Here is a 20,376-nt window from a genome sequence, read left to right as displayed (position 1 = left end):
CCGTCCGGACACACGAGGGCCCTTGGGTACCAACCAGGGGCCCTCGTGCTTCGGCGCTGTTGCGCCGGCACCGCGAACCGGGGCACCGCGAACCGGCCTGCTGACCGGCGGCGGCAGCCGCCGTCAGACGAGGGGGCGGCCGAGCCGGAGGTTCCAGCGTCCGGCCCGCCCACTGAACTCGGTCGCCCGCAGCGGGGGCGCGTCAAGGCGCCAGAAGGCCGCGGCGGGCATGGCGAGCGCGTGGACGGCCGCCGCCCGCACGACCTCGGGTTCGACCACGGCGAGCGTCCGACCGCCCGTCTCCGCCGCCGCCTCCAGCCAGCGTCCGACCCGGTCGCACACGTCCTGCACCGACTCCCCGCCGTGGGGCGCGGCGGTCGGGTCGGCGAGCCAGTGGGCCACCGCCTCCGGTTCGGCAGCGCCGATCTCATCGAGCGTACGTCCGCGCCAGCGTCCGGCGTTCAGCCCCGCCAACTCCGGTGCCGCCTCTGCCCCTTCTGCTTCCGTGTCGTTAAGGCCGAGTGCCGCGGCCGTCTCGCGGCAGCGGACGCTGGGGGAGAGGACGACGCGGTCGGCCGGAGGCAGCGACCCGGCCGCCGAGCGGGCCTCGGCCGTGCCGCGGGCGTCGATCGAGTCCCCGTCGTCGAAGCGGGCCTGCCGCAGCGACGGGCTCGTCGCGGGCGTGATGAAGACGACGCGGCTGGTCACCTGGTCGTGCCTCCTACTGCTGTCACCGGGTGCGGATCTGCCCGCACAGCGTAGATCGCGCGTGCGTGGCGGGCCTGTCGCAGGACGGAGCTGTCGAGCGGCGGATCTGCCCCCGGCTCGGGCCCCGGCTCAGGCCCCGGCTCGGCCGGGGGCCGGGGTCGCCCCGGCCCCCGGGAGCCTCCCCTCAGCGCGCGGGCAGCTCGCCGCGGACCGTGCGGGCCGCGGCGACCAGGTTCTCCAGTGCGCCACGGGTCTCGGCCCAGCCGCGGGTCTTCAGGCCGCAGTCGGGGTTGACCCAGAGCCGCTCGGCGGGGATGGCTTCCAGGCCGGTACGGAGCAGCGCGGCCGCCTCCGCGGCGCTGGGCACGCGCGGGGAGTGGATGTCGTACACGCCGGGTCCGGCCTCGCGCGGGTAGCCGTGGGCGGCCAGTTCGCGCGCGACCTGCATGTGGGAGCGGGCGGCCTCCAGGCTGATGACATCGGCGTCGAGGTCGTCGATGGCCTGCACGATGTCACCGAACTCCGCGTAGCACATGTGCGTGTGGATCTGCGTGTCCGGACGCACACCACTGGTGCTGAGCCGGAACGCCTCCGTGGCCCACGCCAGATAGGCGGCGTGGTCGGCGGCGCGCAGCGGCAGCGTCTCGCGCAGCGCCGGCTCGTCCACCTGGATGACGGACGTACCGGCCGCCTCCAGGTCGGCCACCTCGTCGCGCAGGGCGAGGGCGACCTGGCGGGCGGTGTCGCCGAGCGGCTGGTCGTCGCGGACGAAGGACCAGGCGAGCATGGTGACGGGGCCGGTGAGCATGCCCTTGACCGGGCGGTCGGTCAGCGACCGGGCGTACTCGGTCCAGCGCACCGTCATGGGCTCCGGACGCGAGATGTCGCCGGCCAGGATCGGCGGCCGGACGTAGCGGGTGCCGTAGGACTGGACCCAGCCGTGCTGTGTCGCGAGGTAGCCGGTCAGCTGCTCCGCGAAGTATTGGACCATGTCGTTGCGCTCGGGCTCGCCGTGCACCAGGACGTCCAGGCCTGCCTTCTCCTGGAAGGAGATGACCTCCTGGATCTCCGCCTTGATGCGCTCCTCGTAGCCGGCCGTGTCGATCCGGCCCGCACGCAGGTCGGCGCGGGCGGTGCGCACCTCGCCGGTCTGCGGGAAGGAGCCGATGGTGGTGGTCGGCAGCAGGGGCAGGCCGAGGTGGGCGCGCTGCGCCGCGGCCCGTTCGGCGTACGACTGGGAGCGCCGTCCGTCGGCCTCCGTGACGGCCGCCGCTCGGGAACGTACGGCCGGGTCGCGGGTGATCGGTGAGCTGGCGCGGGAGGCCAGGTCGGCACGGTTGGCCGCGAGTTCGGCCGCGATCGTGTCCGTGCCCTGGGCGAGGCCCTTGGCGAGGGTGACGATCTCGGTGGTCTTCTGACGGGCGAAGGCGAGCCAGCGCAGGATCTGCGGCTCGATGTCCCGCTCGGCGCCCGCGTCGAGGGGGACGTGCAGCAGGGAGCAGGAGGCCGACACGTCCACCCGGTCGGCCAGGCCGAGCAGTGTGGCCAGCGTGGCGAGCGACTTCTCCAGGTCGTCGACCCAGATGTTGCGGCCGTTGACCACGCCCGCGACCAGCCGCTTGCCCGGCAGCCCGCCGACGGCGGCGAGGGCGTCCAGGTTCGCGGCGGCGGCCTCGGTGAAGTCGACCGCGAGACCCTCGACGGGGGCCTTGGCGAGGACCGGCAGGGCGTTGCCGAGGCGGTCGAAGTAGGAGGCGGCCAGCAGCTTCGGGCGGTCGGTGAGGGCGCCGAGGTCGCGGTAGGCGCGCTCGGCGGCGTTGAGCTCGGCCGGGGTACGGTCCTGCACGAGGGCCGGCTCGTCCAGCTGCACCCACTCGGCGCCGGCGGCACGCAGGTCGGCGAGGACCTCGGCGTAGACCGGGAGGAGCCGGTCCAGCAGGGTGAGCGGGTCGAAGCCGGCTGCCACGCCGGGCGCCGGCTTGGCGAGGAGCAGATAGGTGACCGGGCCGACCAGCACCGGACGGGCCGCCAGCCCCAGTGCGAGGGCTTGCGTCAGCTCGGCGACCTGCTTACCGGAGTCCGCCGTGAACACCGTGTCCGGGCCCAGCTCGGGCACCAGGTAGTGGTAGTTGGTGTCGAACCACTTGGTCATCTCCAGCGGCGCGACGTCCCGTGTACCGCGCGCCATCGCGAAGTAGCCGTCGATGGCGTTCGCGGCGACGGCCGCACGGTGGCGGTCGGGTACCGCACCCACCATGACGGTGGTGTCCAGCACGTGGTCGTAGTACGAGAAGTCGCCGGTCGGAACCTCGTCGATGCCGGCGTCGGCCAGCTGCTGCCAGTTGGTGCGACGCAGTTCGGCGGCGGTGGTGTGGAGGGCTTCGGCGGTGACGCGGCCCTTCCAGTAGCCCTCGATCGCCTTCTTCAGTTCCCGGTTCCGGCCCTGGCGCGGGTAGCCGTACACGGTGGCCCGTGCTGCCGCGGCTGCGGAGTTCGCTGTCACGGAGATCTCCTTCGCGAGATGAATCCCTGAGATCCCGGCGACGGGAGGAGAGCGCGAAGGGTGACGACCCGGCGGTACGGCCTCGCGCGGCACAGCGCGGCCTTCCGCCTGGTATGTGTTCGCCGACCCGCCCTCGAGGTCACCGGGATGTCCGCGCACGAATCGTCCGTACGCGGGCAGTTGGCAGGTCTTCGGACTCATGGGCACGCCTGCCGGATCGTCTCCGGCGGACACCTACTGGCCGTCGCTTCCCACGCCCTCCCGGGCCCAGTGCGTATGACGGCGGTCGTTCCCACTCACCGCTGCGGGGCAGTCCCGGATTCCCACCGGGTTCCCTCTTACGACGCATCCCGCCTGGCGGACGGGGCGAACCAGCTGCACCGGACACCCTACGGGGCGTCCCCGCTCGCCGGCGGATCACGTCCGTCATTCGGATGGTGAGCTGAGACACACGGCAAAGGCAGTGGATGGCACACGGCAAAGGCGCTGGATGACACGAGGCAAAGGCACTGGATGACACGCGGTGAATACGCCGGGCGACGAGGCCGCGCTGTTCGTCGACGGCGCCGCGGTAATGGTCAATCACTCAGTACGACACATTACGTCTTGCGTCACATCACGTCCTCGCGCCATGTCAGGCACCCGAATTGACGCGAACCCGACCTAACATGGCGTCATGGCCGTCGATCTCTTCGCAGGCATCCCCGTGAGTGACTACGCAAGGGCGCTGACCTGGTACGAGCAACTGCTCGGCGCCCCACCGGCGTTCATTCCGAACGACACCGAGGCCGTGTGGGAGCTGGCGGAACACCGGTACGTGTACGTAGAGCACCGGCCCGGCCATGCGGGCCACGCCTTCCACACCGTCTTCGTCGACGACCTCGACGCGCGCGTCGCCGGCATCGCCGGTCGGGGGCTGAACCCCAGGGACCGCGAGACCTACTCCAACGGCGTCCGCAAGGTCACGTACCAGGATCCGGACGGCAACGAGCTCGGGTTCGGCGGCGCGCCGCTCTGAACGCTCCGAATGCTCTGCCTGATGGTGGGTCGCAAGGCAGCGGAAGACATCGCAAGGCAGCGGAAGGCATCGGTAGGCATTCCCCGTTGCTCTTCCACTGCACCGCGGGCAAGGCATCGGAACGTCACTCGCCGCCGGACGCGGCACAGTACGTTCGGATGCCATGCGGATAACCAAATACACCCACGCCTGCGTAAGGCTGGAGCATGCGGGTCGGGTGCTGGTCATCGACCCCGGGACGTGGAGCGAGCCGGCGGCACTCACGGGCGCGGACGCCGTGCTGGTGACGCATGAGCACGCCGATCACGTCGATGTCCTACGCCTGGCCGGGCTCGGCGTCCCGGTCCATGCCCCGGCCGAGTCGGACGTACCGGGGCTGGAGGTGGTCCCGGTGTCGTCCGGCGCGGAGTTCCTGGCCGCGGGCTTCCGCGTGCGGGCGGTGGGCGGCCGGCATGCGCCCATTTACGGCGGTCAGCCTGCCTGCGCCAATCTCGGGTACGTCATCGACGAGGCGCTCTACCACCCCGGTGACGCGCTGCACGTGCCCGACCAGCCGATCGACACCCTCCTGGTCCCGGTCCACGGCTCGTGGATGAAGATGGCGGAGGCGATCGACTTCGTCAAGGCGATCGCCCCGCGGCGGGCGTTCGCCATACACGACGCGCAGCTCAACGACCGCGGCCTCGGCAGCGTCAACGGTTGGCTCGCCGAGGAGACCGACACCGACTACCGGTATCTGAGGCCCGGCGAGTCGGTCTGAGCGCTGACCGGGGCCTCGTCGACACCTCGGTCAGCCGCCGTGTGCGGTGAGGGCGTAGCCCTCGGGGCCTTCGAAGGAGAACTTCGGCCCGAAGGGGCTGTCGGCGAGGGGCTCCAGGATCTTGATCCCGGCGGCGACGAGCCGGTCGTGGAGCTGTTGGGCATCCGAAGTCCGGAACCAGAGCACCGTGCCGAGGCCGGGCCGTGCGGTCTCGGCGAGGTCCACGCCCGGAAGCGGCTCGCGCACGGCGAACGGGACCGGCTCGGTGTCGAAGACGACGGCGTGCGGCGGCGAGACCGCGGCTCGGCGCAGCCCCAGATGCCGTTCGCAGAAGTCCGCCGCCGCTGCCAGGTCGCGAACCTGGATGGCGACGAAGTCAGGGCCGTCGATGGTGACAGTCATGGGTTCTCTCTCCTCGGTGCGGCATTTTTATGTCAGGACTTTGACATGCCTGAGGCTAGATCGCCGCGCTGGCTATGTCAAAATGCTGACATGACAGAGAGTAAGCCGCCCGAGCCGCACGATCACCCGGAGGACGTCACTCAGCACGTGGGATACCTGCTGAAGCGCGCCCAGGCCGCCCTGCGCGGGGCCATGGACAAGGTCTTGCGTGAGCACGGGCTGACCGTTCCGCAGTACGCCACCCTCGAACTCCTGGCGCTGCACCCCGGTATGTCCAACGCCGACCTCGCCCGCGCGACCTTCGTCACCCGGCAGTCGGGAAACGTCGTCCTGCGGGGCCTGCAGGAAGCGGGGCTGATCGCCCGCCCCGACACCGCCGACCACGGCCGCGCCCGGCCCGCCCGCCTCACGGAGGACGGGCACGCGCGCCTGGCCGCGGTCCAGACCGCCGTCTACGCCGTCGAACAACGCATGGTCGAGGCGATCCCGCCGAAGCGGATGGCCGCGCTGCTCACCGACCTCGACCACATCGCGGCCGCCCTGGAGGAGTGACGCTGAGCGTCGCGTCCCACTGAGATCGCCGGGTTACGTGCTCAACGCCTGCCCGCTCGGGGTGACTTCGGGAAGGCGGCCCGCAGTCGGGCTGCGTTGAGGGGGAAGGCGGCTGCGGCGACGGCGAGGGCGCAGGCGGACTGCAGCAGCACGAACCACGTCGGCAGGGTGCCGGGGAGCACGTCGATGGCGATGATCACGGGCGGCATGACGATCGAGATGATGCGTACGCGCAGGTATGCCCAGCGTGCTCCGCGCCCGGCGAGGACGGTCAGCCAGTACGTGACGGCGGCGCTCGCCAGCACGCCCAACGACCGGCCCCACATGAACGAGGTCACCGGTCGTTCGGTCAGTGCGAGGACGACGACCGTGGCGAGGACGGCGATGCTGAGCGCGCCGTAGGCGGCGACCAGGGCCTTCGCCCTTCCGAGGGCCTGTTCGGCATACGGGGTGTGGTCGAGGTGGCCGAGGGGCTCGGAGGGGGCGAGGCGGTCGGAGTCGGCTGTGGCGTGTGTGTTGTTGTCCATGCTCACTGAAGCTAGGGAGCGCAGGATCGGCGCGGTATCGGTCTGGGCGCACTGGTGGGTGGGGCCAGCCCCACTCCTGGGCTGACCAGGGCAGTAACGGGCTCCGCACGGTGCAGAGTGGGGACACCGAACGGCAAGCGGAGGAAGAGGAAGAGACATGGGACAGCTGGGTTCGTGGGTGGCACGCGCCGGCGTGGGGTTCGTACGGGCGTGTGCCGTGACGGTCGTCAGCATGCTGGTCCCGGCCGTGTGGGCCGTCGCCGTGGCCTGGGGCATCTGGTGGGGTGCGGGCAACCCGTGGTCATGGGTGGGGCCGTTCGTGCTGGTCTGCGTGGGCACGCTGCTCCTGTCCCGGCCGGTCTGCAGGCTGGTCCGCTCTCTCGTGGCGAGGTGGACGGCCACCGTCATCCCGGCCGGATACCGGGAGGCCGGGCCGGTGACGCGAATGTCCACCGGGTACTGGTGGAACGGCTTCTCCTACGAGCGCACACGCCGCGACGCCCTCCTGGACCAGAAGTGGCGGGTCCGCTGGCGTGACCCCGCCAACTGGCGTGACCTGCGGTTCACCGCGGTCGTGCCGTTCACGGCGGGTGCGGTCGCGTGCCTTCCGCCGGCCGGCGTGGCCGTGGCGGTCCTCGGGCTGAGCCAGTCGGAGCCGGTCGCCCGCGTCGTCGGGGTGCTCGGCCTGGCGGTGGCCGTCGGCACCGCCCCGTACGCCTGGCGGCCCACCCGGGCGGTGGCCGTCCGTTTCCTGCGGCCGTCACCCGCGATGGCACTGGCGGACCGGGTGGACGAACTGTCCACCCAGCGGGCGGACACGACGGTCGCGCAGGCCGCCGAGATCCGCCGGATCGAACGCGACCTGCACGACGGGGCGCAGGCCCGCCTCGTGGCGCTCGGATTGTCCCTCGCCACCGCCGAGAAGCTGATGGAGACCGACCCCGACCAGGCCCGCGCGCTGATGCGGGACGCCCGGGCCGGCGCCACCGCCTCACTGACCGAACTCCGCGAACTGATCCGGGGCATCAGCCCGCCGGTGCTGAACGAGCGCGGGCTCGTCGACGCCGTCCGCGCCCTCGCCCTGGACGTCCCGCTCGAAGTCACCGTCAGCGCCGAAACCCCACTCCACGTGGAGGCGCCGGTCGAGACCGCCGTCTACTTCGGCATCACCGAGCTGCTCACCAACGCGGTCAGGCATGCCCGGGCCACCCGGGCCCGCGTCTCCCTCACGCAGGACGACGCCGGCCTCCGCGTCGAGGTCGAGGACGACGGTCGGGGCGGGGCCGATGCCCGGGATGGCGGCGGACTCGACGGGCTGCGTCGCCGCCTCGCGGTCTTCGACGGAGCAGTGGAGATCACCAGCCCCTCGGGCGGCCCGACCCGTGTCAGGATGACGGTGCCATGCGAATCGTTGTAGCCGAAGACCTCTACCTCCTGCGCGACGGGATGGTCCGCCTGATCGAGGCCTACGGACACGAAGTGGTGGCCACGGCCGCCACCGGACCCGAGACGCTCGACGCGCTGCGGACGTGGCGCCCGGATGTCTCCGTGATCGACGTCCGGATGCCGCCGACCCAGTCGGACGAGGGCCTGAAGGCGGCGCTCGCCGCCCGCAGCGAGATACCCGCACTGCCGGTCCTCATCCTCTCCCAGCACGTGGAGCAGCTGTACGCGCGGGAACTGCTGGCCGACGGCTCCGGTGGCGTCGGCTACCTCCTCAAGGAGAGCGTGTTCGATGCCGACCAGTTCATCGGCGCCCTGGAGCGCGTTGCGGGCGGCGGCACCGCCATGGACCCGGCCGTGATCGCGAAACTGCTGTCCACCAGCTCCCCGCAACGGGGACTGGAGCAGCTCACCGAACGCGAGCACGCCGTGCTCGGCCTCATGGCCGAGGGTCTGTCCAACCAGGCGATCGGCCGCCGCCTCTTCCTCAGTGAGAGCGCCGTCGGCAAGTACACGACCTCCATGTTCGGCAAGCTCGGCATCACCGACGACGACAACGGCAACCGTCGCGTCCGCGCCGTCCTCGCGTACTTGAACAAGCCCTGACCACCGCTTACCCGAACAAGCCCTGATCACCGCGGTACGGGCGGGGGCGCGTGCGGCCACCCGCCCGGAGACCGCCGGATCAGCGCAGCCGATACGCGCGCGTGCGCGCGTCGGTACGCGTGATCAGGCCGCGGTCCGCCAGCTGCCGCAGCTGGTACAAGGCCGACGACGGGCTCGACAGCCCCACCCGCCGGCCGATCTCCCGCACGGTCGGAGCCTCACCGTGCTCGGCGATCCACTCCCGGATGCAGGCCAGCATGCGCTCCTGCCGCTCGCTCAGCTCCTCCCGCACGACTCCGCCTCCCGCTCCTCACGGGCGCGAGCCTGTCTGCGCAGCTCAGCGCGGGTGGCCGCCGAGCGCCGCTCGGTCGCCGTCCAGAACGGATGAGCCGCGATACGGGCGGAGAGCAGCTGCAGGCGACGGCGCAGCGCCGCCGTATGCGCCGGCCGGGCGGCCAGGGCGGCGTACGTGTGGTTCCAGTCGCGCTGCGCGTCGATCAGGTCCTGGGGGAAAGGGGTGGTTCGCGCCATGGCTCGAATTAGACCATGTGTTCGATTTCCGATGCACGCGGCACCCACCCGTGCCGCCCACTGCCGCCGTGTCACGGCGTCCGGCGCCGCCGCCCGCGGCCACGCCGCCCGTGCCCGTACTGTCCGCGCAGCCCGCGCCCGCGCCGGGACACCCGCAGCGCCAGCAGTACCAGGGCCGCAAGGGCCACTCCGTGCACAGCCCGGCCGGGGACCGACCGTGATCACCGCGGAGCTGCCGTGCGGGTGGTGGTCGCCGAGGACTCGGCGTTGCTGCGTGAGGGCCTGGCCCGGTTGCTGGCCGACGAGGCGCACGAGGTGACGGCCGCGGTCGGAGATGCCGAGGCGCTGCTGACGGCCGTCGCCGCCGCTGCCCCGCTGCCGTTCCCGTCGGCCCGGGTCCCAGGGGCCCGGGCTGCGTGTGGCGTGCCCCGCGGTCCGGATCGGCTTCGGCTTGACCAGACCTCGACAGGGACTTGACAGGACTCGACCAGAATTCGACGAGGAACGGCACTCGGGCCCCTTTTCCCGTGATCGGGGCCCGATGCTCACACTCGTCCGCCGACACCTGTGCGGTGGGCTTAACGCCCGGTGATCCGGTGCGGAGACACCCACGTAATGCGCGGTTCGTACGGTCACCAGGAGTGACACCGGATCGAGCACAGCAAGGGAGGCGCCCGTGGCCGCGCCGCGCACGCGGAGTGAGGACACGACGAAGGTGCGGACGGTCTGCTCGTACTGCGGGGTGGGCTGCGGCCTGGTCCTCGACGTCGGCAGGGGACCGGACGGGCGGCGGACGGTCCTGAAGGCGACCGGGGACAAGGAGCATCCGGCGAACTTCGGCCGGCTCTGCACCAAGGGCGCGACCACCGCGGACATGCTCGCCGCTCCGGGGCGGCTGACCACTGCCCTCGTCCGGCCGGACCGCGGCGAGGAGCCGCAGCCCGCGCCCGTGGCGGCCGCCGTCGCCGAGACCGCCCGCCGCCTGCGCGCGATCGTCGACGAGCACGGCCCGGACGCGGTCGCCCTGTACGTCTCCGGACAGCTGACCCTGGAGGCGCAGTACCTGGCCAACAAGCTGGCCAAGGGCTTCCTCCGGACCAACCTGATCGAGTCCAACTCCCGACTGTGCATGGCCAGCGCCGGTACCGGCTACAAGCTGTCGCTGGGCGCCGACGGGCCACCCGGTTCCTACCAGGACTTCGACCGGGCCGACGTCTTCTTCGTCATCGGTTCCAACATGGCCGACTGCCACCCCATCCTTTTCCTGCGGATGATGGACCGGGTGAAGTCGGCGGGCGCGAAACTCATCGTCGTCGACCCGCGACGCACCGCCACCGCTGCCAAGGCAGACCTGTTCCTGCAGATCAGGCCGGGTACGGACCTCGCGCTGCTCAACGGGCTGCTGCACTTGTTGCACGCGAACGGCGACACCGACGCCGCATTCATCGCCGCGCACACCGAGGGCTGGGAGGAGATGCCCGCCTTCCTCGCCGACTACCCGCCCGCCACCGTCGCCGAGATCACCGGCATCCCGGAGGACGACATCCGGCAGGCGGCGCGGTGGATCGGTGCGGCGGGGGAGTGGATGAGCTGCTGGACGATGGGCCTGAACCAGTCCACGCACGGCACCTGGAACACCAACGCACTGGTGAACCTCCACCTCGCGACCGGCAAGATCTGCCGCCCGGGCAGTGGGCCCTTCTCCCTCACCGGCCAGCCCAACGCCATGGGCGGCCGGGAGATGGGCTACATGGGGCCCGGACTGCCAGGCCAGCGGTCCGTGCTCGCCGACGCGGACCGGGCTTTCGTCGAGGAGCTGTGGGGCCTGGCGCCGGACACCCTGCGTGCCGACGGCGTGGGCCGGGGCACCGTCGAGATGTTCCAGCGGATGACCGCCGGTGACATCAAAGCGTGCTGGATCATCTGCACCAACCCGGTCGCCTCCGTCGCCCACCGCAAGACGGTCATCGAGGGCCTGGAGGCTGCCGAATTCGTCGTCACCCAGGACGTGTTCGCCGATACGGAGACGAACGCGTACGCCGACGTCGTACTGCCCGGCGCGATGTGGACCGAGACCGAGGGCGTACTGATCAACAGCGAGCGCAACCTCACCCTCGCCCAGCCGGCCGCCGACCCGCCCGGCGACGCGATGGCCGACTGGTGGATCATCGCCGCCGTGGCCCGCGCGATGGGGTACGAGAAGGCGTTCACGTATGACAGCGCCGAGGAGATCTTCGAGGAGATCAAGCGCGCCTGGAACCCGGCGACCGGCTGGGACCTGCGCGGGGTGAGCTACGAGCGGCTGCGCACCACTCCGGTCCAGTGGCCGGCGGCGACTTCGGAGGGGCCCGACCGCAACCCGATCCGGTACGTGGACGAGGACGGCTCGCCGACCTTCCCGACCGAGAGCGGCCGTGCGGTCTTCCACGCCCGCCCGCACCTCCCGGCGGCGGAGATGCCCGATGACGACTACCCGTACGTGCTCAACACCGGCCGCCTGCCCCACCAGTGGCACACGCTGACCAAGACGGGCAAGGTGGCCAAGCTGAACAAGCTCGACCCCGGCCCGTTCGTGGAGGTGCACCCGCAGGACGCGGCCCGGCTGGGTCTCGCCGAGGGGGATTCGGTGGAGGTCGCCTCCCGGCGCGGCCGGGCGGTGCTGCCCGCGGTCGTCACCGACCGCGTACGGCCGGGCTGCTGCTTCGCGCCGTTCCACTGGAACGACCTGTTCGGGGAGTATCTCAGCGTCAACGCGGTGACCAGTGACGCCGTCGACCCACTCTCCTTCCAGCCCGAGTTCAAGGTGTGTGCGGTGTCGCTGACCAAGGTGGCCACCCCGGTGACGGTACGGGCGCCGGCCCTGGCGGGTGCGGGGACGGCGGGCGGGGCGGCAGGATCCGCGGGAACGGCAGGGGCGGTGACGGGAAGGGCGGGGCACGGCGACGGGGAGTCCGCCCCTTCTTCCGCCCTGTTCGGGCTGGACACCGCGCCGCCCCCGGTCCTGGCCGAGGCCGAACGCCGGTACCTGACCGGCTTCCTGGCCGGCATCCCGTCCGGCGCCGCGGGCGTTCCGGTGCTGCCGCCGGACGCTCCGTTCAGTCCGGAGCACTACCTGTGGGTGAACGGCGTGCTGGCAGGAATGTACTCCAGGGCGGAGGCACCGCCCGCCACCGCGTACGGCACCGATGGGTCTGCGCCCCCTTCCGCCCCGTCCGCGGACACACCTCGCCGTCAGGTCCTGATCCTGTGGGCGTCGCAGACCGGTAATGCGGAGGAGTTCGCGACCGCCACGGCCGAACGGCTCACCACGGCCGGGCACTCCGCGTCCCTCCTGCCCATGGCGGAGGCGGACCCCACCGCACTGCCGTCCGACACCGACCTGCTGCTGATCACCAGCACCTTCGGCGACGGCGACGCGCCGGACAACGGAGCCGAGTTCTGGGAGGCCCTCGCCTCGCCCGAGGCCCCGCGCCTGACGGGCCGGCGCTACGCCGTACTGGCCTTCGGCGACTCCTCCTACGACGACTTCTGCGGCCACGGCCGCCGCCTCGACGGCCGGATGGCAGAGCTGGACGCGGTACGGCTGGCCCCGCGCACCGACTGCGAACCGGACTACGAGAGCGAGGCCGCCGCGTGGCTGGACGAGGTACTCACCGCGTTGCGGAGCACTCGGCGCCCGCCATCCGCCTCGGCGTCAGCCGAGCCGGCGGCAGTCGACCCGGCATCAGCCGAGCCGGCGGCTTCCCGGCCGAGCCGGCGCCCCACGCCCGTGGCCGCCCGCCTCACCGGCAATCGTCTGCTGAGCCTGCCCGGTGCGGGCAAGGAGGTACGGCGCTTCACCTTCGACACCCGCGACAGTGACACCCCGCTGGTCTACGAGGCCGGGGACGCACTGGCGGTGCACCCACGCAACCGGCCGGAGGTCGTGACGGAATGGCTGGCCGTCACCGGACTGGACGCGGAAGCGGCCGTCGAGGTCAAGAACGTCGGAGACGACGTGCCCTTCGCCGAGGCCCTGCTGCGCCATGTCGACATCACCCGCATCACGCCCGGTCTGCTGCGCTTCGTCGCCGATCGGGCCCGTGACCCCCGCGAGCTGCGGAAGCTGCTGCGCCCCGACAACAAGGGCGAGCTGGCGAAGTGGTGCTGGGGGCGGCAGGCCGTCGACGTGGTCGCCGAGTTCGGCGTCAGGGCCGGGGCGCAGGAGTGGGCCGACGTGCTGGGACGTCTGCAGCCCCGCCTGTACTCCATATCCTCCAGCCCCCTCACCGCCCCCCACCTGGTGTCGCTGACGGTCTCCGTCGTCCGCTACGAGAATCTGAGCGGCCGCCCCCGCTACGGCGTGTGTTCCCCCTTCCTCGCCGATGCCGACCCCGACACACCGGTGCCGATCCGCGTGCAGCGGGCGCCGCACTTCCGCCCGCCCACCGACCCCGCCACGCCGGCGGTGATGGTCGGGCCCGGCACCGGCATCGCACCCTTCATGGGATTCCTGGAAGAACGGCAAGCCCGCGGCCACCGAGCCCCGAACTGGCTGTTCTTCGGCGAACAACACCGTGCGACCGACTTCTACTACGAGGAGGAGCTGGCCACGTTCCTCGCCGAGGGCACCCTCACCCGCCTGGACACCGCCTTCTCCCGGGACCAGCGCGCCAAGGTCTACGTCCAGGACCGGATGCGCGAACACGGTGCGCTGCTGTGGTCCTGGCTGCGGGACGGCGCCCACTTCTACGTCTGCGGTGACGCCTCCCGCATGGCCAAGGACGTCGACCAGGCCCTGCGGGAGATCGCCGTCGTCCACGGCGGCCTGGAAGAGGGCGAGGCCGCGGCCTACGTCAAACAGCTCGCCGCCGACAAACGCTACGTACGGGACGTCTACTGACCACCGTGGCCGGGAACCACCCGCTCGTTCCCGGCCACGGGAGGTCGGCCGATCGACGCCTCGCCTGTGCCACGGAGCTCCCCCTACTGTCGCCACGACGGATCGCCGTCGCCACCGTGTGCGACCGGCTGACTGGGAAGGTAGCCCCTCAATGGCGCCCCACCGCGGTGTGTATTTCCTGGCGAACGACGGATTCCTGGACTACGCCACCGCATTCCTCAACAGCTTCCGCCGCTACAACCCCACCCTTCCGCTGTGCCTCATTCCCTTCGCCGACGACATCGGCACGCTGTGTTCCCTGCGGTCGAGCTACGCATTCTCGGTACTGGACGACGACGAGGTACTCCGAGCGTGCGACACGGTCGGTAGGGCCCTCCGCGGTGCTCAACGCGGCCACTTCCGGAAACTCGCCATGTGGGAGGGGCCGTTCGACGAGTTCGCCTACTTCGATTCCGACACCGTCGTCCTGCACAGTGCCGACTTCGTCTTCGACCTCCTCGCCGACCACGGCTTCCTCACCGCCCACGGCAACGATCCCGACACGCGCCGGTTCGTGTGGAACGACTCCATCGAGGCAACCGGACGGCTGACCGAGGAGCAGATCTCCTTCGCCGGTGCCACCGGCTTCCTCGCCTCCCGCAAGGAGTGTCTGTCGCTCGCGGACGTCATCGGGCGGTTACCGGAAATCGGCGAGCTCGCGCCGCACATGTGCCCCGGACTCAACGACCAACCGGCGCTCAACTACCTGATGGTCACGTCCGGTTACCGATACGCCAGCCTCCACGGGCTGGCGCAGGCAGGGGCGACGGGACTCCCGGTGGAGTGGTGGGGCGGTGATCCGGTCGATGGCGTCGAAGACGGTCGGGTGACCCGGTCGGACGACCATCCGCCGTTCTTCGTGCACTGGTCCGGTCCGCTGAAACAGGCGACCGCCCCCCTCGTCAACCGCGCGCTGTGGGAGGCATACCGCGATGACGCCACACCGGACGCCCACCAGGCTTCACGGGCTGCGGCTGCGGAGACGGCTGTGGAGGTGGCTGTGGGCGTGCCGACGACCACCGACGCCCCGATCACCTGCTCTTTCGAAGACGGCACGGCACAGGGCTGGTCCTGTCGCATCGGCGGCGCCCGAGTGACGGTCAGCGACACCGTCGCGCACAGCGGAGCCCACAGCCTGCTCTGCAGCAGCCGCGCCGAACCCTGGGAGGGGCCCCGGCTGCCGCTCCCCGCCCCACCGACGCCCGGCTCCACCTACACCTTCCGGCTGTGGGCCCGGCTCGCTCCCGGCGAGGCGCCCGCAGCACTCAAACTCACCGTCGAACGCCACGCCTCCGGCAGCGTCTGCTACGACACCGTCGTCCCGGACACCCCGGTGACGGCGGGCAGCTGGGTCGAGCTCGGCGGTGCGTACACCCTCACGCACGAGGCCACCCGGCTCGTCCTCTACGCCGAAACCCTCGACGGCACCGCGCCCTTCCACATCGACGACTTCACCATGACCGTGCGAGGCCCCGCGACCGCGTCCGCCAACCATGCGAGCCCGTACGGCCTGACCAGTGTGACCGACGGTGAGCTGATCAGGACCGTGCTGCTCAACGCCGCCGCGCTCAGGGACGGTGAGCCGCTGCGGGTCCTGGAGTGGGGAGCGGGGCGCAGCACCCTGGCCCTTCCCCAACTGCTCGCCGAGGCCGGCGTGGCCTGCCACTGGACCAGCCTGGAACACCACCGCGGTTACCTCGACACCGAGCTGCTCCCGCACCTGACCGCCCGGCCCGGAGCGACCGTGCGGTACATGGAGGACGAGCCGGTCACCGACATCGAGGCCGCCACCGATGGCGTCCGTATCGACGTGCGGTGCTGGGACAGGGGACCGTTGCATCCGCACTTCGGCATCAGCCACCACGCGGACCGCGCCGCCGACCTCGACGACTACGTCTCCCATCCGGCCAAGCTCTCAGGAACCCCGGGGGAGTACGACGTCTTCCTGGTGGACGGGCGCAAGCGTCGCCGCTGCCTGCTCACCGCCCGGCAGCTCCTCGGCGACCGGACGGCCGTCCTGCTCCACGACGCCGGCCGCCCGTACTACCACTGCGCACTGGACACGTACCCGGCGGGCCGCTTCATCGGAGACGAGCTGTGGATCGGCGCCGAGGACCAGCGCCTGCTCACCGAACTCCTGCGTCGCCGCCGGCGATGTCATGAGTCGCTCTTTCATGGAGCCCGCCCTTGAGCGTCACCGTCGTCGTTCCGACCACCCTCGAACGTCCCACCGTGCGTGCCACCGTCGAGTCCGCCGTGGCCGCCGCGGTGGCGAGCGACCCGCGTGCCGAAGTGCTGGTCGTGGTCAACGGCACCCCGCCCTCCTCCGATCCGCTTGCCCACCTCGGCTCTCCTCACGTACGAGTGATCCGCATACCCCGGCGCAGCGCGCCCGCCGCCCGCAATGCCGCGCTGGACAGGGCGCTCCATGACACCGTGCTGTTCACCGACGACGACTGCCGGCTGCCGCCGACCTGGTGTACGGACCTGGCCGCCTCGTTGCGTGCGCCCGGCGAGGTCGCCGTGGCCGCGCCGGTCCGTGCCGAAGGCCAGGGCCCCTTGCTCGCCTACATGAACCACCAGCGTCTCTTCGACGCACCACCGGACGGTGCGGGCGGCGCCCGGTACGTGGTGACGGCCAACTGCGGCGTGCGGCGGGACCGGCTCCCGCACGGCATACGGTTCGACGACGTCCACTTCAACAACGCCGCCGAGGACGCCGACTTCGGGCTCAGGCTGCGCGCCGCCGGACACCCCATACGGTGGCTGGCCGAGGCGCCCCCGGTCGCGCACCGGCTGTCCGGTGCCGTGGCGGAGATCTCCCGCAGGTGGCTCCGTTACGGCCGGGCCCACGTCCGGTTGCACACCCGCAAGCTGCACCCGGGTACGGCGCTTGGCGGCGTACACCGCTGGTACGCGGCCATGCGCCACGAGACAGAGCGCATCCACCGCTGCTTCAGCGAGATACCCGACCCCGCACTGCGCGAGGCGTTCACGGCGTACGACCTCATCCTGGGGGCCTCCTTCCTGATCGGCTACCTCGAAGAGCTCGGCGCGGAGTGGGGCCGTCCCCTGATCACGGTGGACCACGACAAACTCACGGCGGGGTGGGAACGGGTGGCGATGTGGCAGGAGGAGCGGCTGATCCAGGCCACGGGAGCCGTCTCCACGGCCCCGTCCACGGAGGTCTCCTCGGTGACCCCCGCCGCGCCCGACTACCGACGGTTCGGGGTCGCCGCCGGCCGACAGCTGCCGGTGCCCGAGTGGTGCGGCGACCTGCTGCGGTCCCACACACGCCTCCGCCACGACGGCGACGACGCGGTGTGCGAACGTGACCTGGCCGCCTTCCTGCGCTCCCCGCACCCCGCCACTCCCGGCCCGACCGCCGAGGCACTCCACCGGGCCTGGACTTCCTGCCCCGGCGGCGTGCCGCGGGACGCGGACGAGGCCGATGCGGTGTTGCGCGGGGCCGGAGAGTGTTACCGGGAAGGGAGCAGCATCTTGGAGGCGTACCTGTGGCAGCGTCCACTCCCCGGGAGCCGCGCATGAGCCGCCGCAGTACCGTGGTCGTCGCCGGCGGAGCCGGATTCGTGGGTTCCCACCTGTGCCGGCATCTGCTCGACGCGGGATGCGAGGTCATCTGCCTCGACAACCTCCTCACCGGCGGCCTGCGCAACATCGCCGGGCTGGAGGAGCGCGGTCCCTTCCGCTTCCAGCGGCACGACGTCACCCGCGGCACCAGCCTTCCCGGGACCGTCGATGTGGTCTTCCACCTCGCCTCGCCCGCTTCCCCGCTCGACTACCTCCGCCATCCGCTCGCCACCCTGGCCGCCGGGTCGACCGGTACGGACAACCTCCTGCGCCTCGCCCGGGAGAAGTCCGCGCGCTTCGTCCTCGCCTCGACGTCCGAGGTCTACGGCGATCCGCTCGTCCACCCGCAGCCCGAGACGTACTGGGGCAACGTCAACCCGCTCGGTCCGCGCAGCGTCTACGACGAGGCCAAACGCTTCGCGGAGGCGTTGACGGCCGCCCACCGCCGCAGCTGCGGAACCAGCACCGGTATCGCCCGCATCTTCAACACCTACGGGCCCCGCATGCGGTCCGCCGACGGCCGCGCCGTGCCCGCCTTCGTCACCCAGGCGTTGCGCGGCGATCCGGTCACGGTCGCGGGCGACGGTCTGCAGACGCGTTCCCTCTGCTACGTCGACGACCTCGTCGAGGGCCTTCTGCTGCTGTCCGCCGCGGAAACTCCCGGCCCGGTGAACCTCGGCAACCCCTACGAGATCTCCATGCTCGACCTGGCCACCCGGGTGGTCCGGATGACCGGCTCCACCTCCTCGATCGTGTTCACCGAACGTCCCCAGGACGATCCGTCGCTGCGCCGCCCCGACATCACACGGGCACGACAGGAACTCGGCTGGGAGCCGACGACCGACCTGACAGCGGGGCTGCTCCGCACCATCTCCTGGTTCCGTTCGGCAGCGGCAACGTCCACGACGGCGTCGGCGCTGTCTTGACCCTCCGCGCGCTCGCTGCCCGGCACGGCCTCGGCTTCGGCGCCGCCCTCACCGACAGCGGCCTCACCGACCCCCGCTACCGCGCCCTCGCAGCGACGCAGTTCAGCAGCGTCACACCCGAGAACGCCATGAAGTGGGACCACGTGGAGCGGGTACGACACACTCGCACCTGGGACCCGGCCGACGCCCTCGCCCGCTTCGCGGCGCGGCACGGTCAGGAACTGCGCGGCCACCCTCTGGTCTGGCACGATCAGCTACCGCACTGGCTCACGGAGGGCCACTTCACGCCCGGCGAACTGGCCGCCCTCCTCCGTACCCACGTCACCACCCTCACCCGGCGCTACGCGGGCGCCGTCACCGCTTGGGACGTCGTCAACGAACCGGTGGAGGAGGACGGTTCCCTGTGCCGCACCCTCTGGCACGAGGCTCTCGGGCCCGATTACATCGCCCAGGCTCTCACCTGGGCGCACACCGTGGACCCCGAAGCCCGGCTCTACCTCAACGAGTTCGGTGCCCTGGACGAGAGTCCCAAGACCAAGGGTCTCCACGATCTGGCCGCCTCGCTCCTCGACCGGGGCATCCCGCTGCACGGCATCGGCTTCCAGTGCCACCTGCTGCTGGGACAGGAGGTGCCGGCCCTGGCCCGCACGCTCAACCGCTTCGCGGAACTGGGTCTGGAGGTCGCCGTCACGGAGCTCAGTGTGCGCATGCTGCCGCCGGTCACGCCCGCGAAACTCGCCGCACAGGCCGCCACCTACCGAGCCGTCGTCGAGGAGTGCCTCGCCGTGCCGGCCTGCACCGGTCTCACCGTCTGGGGCGTCGGTGACGCGGATTCGTGGGTACCGCAGGGCAGTCGCAGTCCCTACGGCACCCCCACCCTGTACGACGGGGCCTACCGCCCCAAGCCCGCTCGCGAAGCCGTCGCCCGGGCGCTGGCCGCCGCGCCGGACGGCGGCCTCGGTACGCGCGCCGGACACACCGCGGAGCGGCGGTGATCACTGCACGTGGTCCCCGGCCCCGCGCGCCGCCGTAGCGGGAAAGGAGAGGTACTCCGCCTGCCTGTCCGGTGGTGTCGGCGGCGTCGCGGCCGTGATCCAGTCGGCGAGTCGCCGGGCGAACCACGCGTGCCCCTCGGCCAGCGGATGTCCGTCGTCGGCGCGGGGGAGTTCCGCCGGTATCTCGTCGAATGCCGTGCCGGCCCGCGGTGGCAGTCCGCCCAGTACGTCGTCCGTCGGCAGCTGCCGGGCGAACTCCGTCGCGATGGGCGGGATCGGACCGTCGAAAGGGAAGGTGAAGACGTACCGCCGGTGGTATCCGCGCTCCCGGAGGTAGTGGTCGAACAGGACCCAGTCCAAGAAGAAGTCGGCGATCGCGCCCTCCTTCGACCAGAGGTGATCGAAGTAGGCGTCGGTGGGCTGATGCATTCCACGACGCCACATGCCCATGCGGTGCCAGCCCCGGTCGCTCGCGTGGTCGCGGTGGTCGACGCGTTCCGTCGCCGAGTAGTACTCGTGGCGGCGGAGCTCCGTCCAGGCGGTGATGACCAGGACCTCGGACGGTGCCAGCCCCCGTTCGGTGCGCAATGCGTCGAGCCGGTGCACCGTGCTCCTGACGGTACGTCGGTTGGACGACGCGAACCGGGCGAGATTGACGTGATCGGTGCCGAGCAGGTCGCCCAGGACGACGGGCCACGTCCGGTGTGACGGGTCCTCCAGACCCACGCCCTGGGTGTAGCTGTCGCCGTTGGCGACGATGAGGCGGATCACGGCAACCTCCTGGGAAGGCCGGGCCGGCATGGTGTACGCCGCCGCCGATGGTGCCATGGAACGGGGTGGGCGGACGATGGTGCGCCGGGCCGGCACGGCGACTTCGCGTCAGCGCGGCTGCC

18 protein-coding genes, 1 pseudogene and 1 riboswitch are annotated in these 20,376 nt (G+C 71.5%); of the genes and pseudogenes, 12 read left to right on the top strand and 7 right to left on the bottom strand.

Annotation, left to right across the window (positions count from 1 at the left end; translation table 11 throughout):
- Positions 1-123: 123 nt before the first annotated feature.
- Together IF20_RS13335 and metE are read right to left on the bottom strand one after the other, a co-directional pair.
- Positions 124-708 (bottom strand): histidine phosphatase family protein, encoded by a 585-nt coding sequence (locus IF20_RS13335; protein ID WP_052865345.1) that lies wholly within the window; start codon positions 706-708, stop codon positions 124-126.
- A gap of 184 nt (positions 709-892) precedes the next feature.
- Entirely contained in the window at positions 893-3,211 is a 2,319-nt protein-coding gene (metE, locus tag IF20_RS13330; RefSeq protein WP_052865344.1) for a 5-methyltetrahydropteroyltriglutamate--homocysteine S-methyltransferase, read from the bottom strand.
- 165 nt (positions 3,212-3,376) lie between these two features.
- Positions 3,377-3,602, bottom strand: a riboswitch (cobalamin riboswitch).
- A gap of 285 nt (positions 3,603-3,887) precedes the next feature.
- Between metE and IF20_RS13325 the strand changes: the two genes are divergently transcribed.
- Positions 3,888-4,229: a VOC family protein gene (locus IF20_RS13325; protein WP_052865343.1), complete on the top strand. Its 342-nt coding sequence runs from the start codon at positions 3,888-3,890 to the stop codon at positions 4,227-4,229.
- 163 nt (positions 4,230-4,392) lie between these two features.
- Positions 4,393-4,989, top strand: coding sequence for an MBL fold metallo-hydrolase (locus IF20_RS13320; RefSeq protein WP_052865342.1), 597 nt, complete (start codon positions 4,393-4,395; stop codon positions 4,987-4,989).
- A 30-nt stretch (positions 4,990-5,019) separates the two neighbouring features.
- Here IF20_RS13320 and IF20_RS13315 read toward each other — a convergent pair whose 3' ends face one another.
- Positions 5,020-5,391, bottom strand: coding sequence for a VOC family protein (locus tag IF20_RS13315; protein WP_052865341.1), 372 nt, complete (start codon positions 5,389-5,391; stop codon positions 5,020-5,022).
- A 90-nt stretch (positions 5,392-5,481) separates the two neighbouring features.
- Here IF20_RS13315 and IF20_RS13310 point away from each other — a divergent pair, with 90 nt between their 5' ends.
- On the top strand, positions 5,482-5,943 hold the full coding sequence (locus IF20_RS13310) for a MarR family winged helix-turn-helix transcriptional regulator (RefSeq protein WP_052865340.1): 462 nt from the start codon (positions 5,482-5,484) through the stop codon (positions 5,941-5,943).
- A 41-nt stretch (positions 5,944-5,984) separates the two neighbouring features.
- On the opposite strand, the gene IF20_RS13305 is transcribed toward IF20_RS13310, so the two are convergent.
- Positions 5,985-6,470, bottom strand: coding sequence for a hypothetical protein (locus IF20_RS13305; protein ID WP_052865339.1), 486 nt, complete (start codon positions 6,468-6,470; stop codon positions 5,985-5,987).
- Between the two features lie 157 nt (positions 6,471-6,627).
- Between IF20_RS13305 and IF20_RS13300 the strand changes: the two genes are divergently transcribed.
- Positions 6,628-7,887 (top strand): sensor histidine kinase, encoded by a 1,260-nt coding sequence (locus tag IF20_RS13300; RefSeq protein ID WP_052865338.1) that lies wholly within the window; start codon positions 6,628-6,630, stop codon positions 7,885-7,887.
- The gene (locus IF20_RS13295; protein ID WP_052865337.1) at positions 7,872-8,519 is read left to right on the top strand and encodes a response regulator transcription factor; all 648 of its coding nucleotides are present in this window, start codon (positions 7,872-7,874) and stop codon (positions 8,517-8,519) included. The genes IF20_RS13300 and IF20_RS13295 overlap by 16 nt, the downstream gene beginning before the upstream one ends.
- Positions 8,520-8,598: 79 nt before the next feature.
- Here IF20_RS13295 and IF20_RS13290 read toward each other — a convergent pair whose 3' ends face one another.
- Both IF20_RS13290 and IF20_RS13285 read right to left on the bottom strand, forming a co-directional pair.
- A complete protein-coding gene (locus IF20_RS13290) occupies positions 8,599-8,811 on the bottom strand; it encodes a LexA family protein (protein ID WP_234426636.1) in 213 nt (70 codons plus the stop codon).
- The gene (locus IF20_RS13285) at positions 8,796-9,050 is read right to left on the bottom strand and encodes a hypothetical protein (RefSeq protein WP_052865336.1); all 255 of its coding nucleotides are present in this window, start codon (positions 9,048-9,050) and stop codon (positions 8,796-8,798) included. The genes IF20_RS13290 and IF20_RS13285 overlap by 16 nt, the downstream gene beginning before the upstream one ends.
- A 68-nt stretch (positions 9,051-9,118) precedes the next feature.
- Here IF20_RS13285 and IF20_RS39135 point away from each other — a divergent pair, with 68 nt between their 5' ends.
- The 7 genes and pseudogenes from IF20_RS39135 (at position 9,119) to IF20_RS13255 (ending at position 19,483) form a co-directional block, all read left to right on the top strand.
- On the top strand, positions 9,119-9,271 hold the full coding sequence (locus IF20_RS39135; RefSeq protein ID WP_199896583.1) for a hypothetical protein: 153 nt from the start codon (positions 9,119-9,121) through the stop codon (positions 9,269-9,271).
- Positions 9,272-9,296: 25 nt separating this feature from the next.
- Positions 9,297-9,425 (top strand): annotated as a pseudogene (locus tag IF20_RS39910) (DNA-binding response regulator); the annotation flags it as partial.
- A gap of 301 nt (positions 9,426-9,726) precedes the next feature.
- Entirely contained in the window at positions 9,727-13,932 is a 4,206-nt protein-coding gene (locus IF20_RS13275) for a bifunctional nitrate reductase/sulfite reductase flavoprotein subunit alpha (RefSeq protein WP_052865334.1), read from the top strand.
- Positions 13,933-14,083: 151 nt separating this feature from the next.
- Positions 14,084-16,162 carry a carbohydrate binding domain-containing protein gene (locus IF20_RS13270; protein WP_052865333.1) on the top strand — a complete coding sequence of 693 codons (2,079 nt, stop codon included), beginning with the start codon at positions 14,084-14,086 and terminating at the stop codon, positions 16,160-16,162.
- On the top strand, positions 16,159-17,520 hold the full coding sequence (locus tag IF20_RS13265; RefSeq protein ID WP_052865332.1) for a glycosyltransferase family 2 protein: 1,362 nt from the start codon (positions 16,159-16,161) through the stop codon (positions 17,518-17,520). Before IF20_RS13270 ends, IF20_RS13265 begins: the two co-directional genes overlap by 4 nt.
- Positions 17,517-18,488 carry a UDP-glucuronic acid decarboxylase family protein gene (locus tag IF20_RS13260; protein WP_052865331.1) on the top strand — a complete coding sequence of 324 codons (972 nt, stop codon included), beginning with the start codon at positions 17,517-17,519 and terminating at the stop codon, positions 18,486-18,488. The genes IF20_RS13265 and IF20_RS13260 overlap by 4 nt, the downstream gene beginning before the upstream one ends.
- Entirely contained in the window at positions 18,485-19,483 is a 999-nt protein-coding gene (locus IF20_RS13255; RefSeq protein ID WP_052865330.1) for an endo-1,4-beta-xylanase, read from the top strand. Before IF20_RS13260 ends, IF20_RS13255 begins: the two co-directional genes overlap by 4 nt.
- On the opposite strand, the gene IF20_RS13250 is transcribed toward IF20_RS13255, so the two are convergent.
- Positions 19,484-20,254 (bottom strand): DUF6071 family protein, encoded by a 771-nt coding sequence (locus IF20_RS13250; protein ID WP_052865329.1) that lies wholly within the window; start codon positions 20,252-20,254, stop codon positions 19,484-19,486.
- Positions 20,255-20,376 lie beyond the last annotated feature (122 nt).

The sequence above is a fragment of the Streptomyces niger genome (assembly GCF_000718305.1).
Lineage (GTDB): Bacteria > Actinomycetota > Actinomycetes > Streptomycetales > Streptomycetaceae > Streptomyces > Streptomyces niger.
This window is presented reverse-complemented; position numbering and strand designations above follow the sequence as displayed.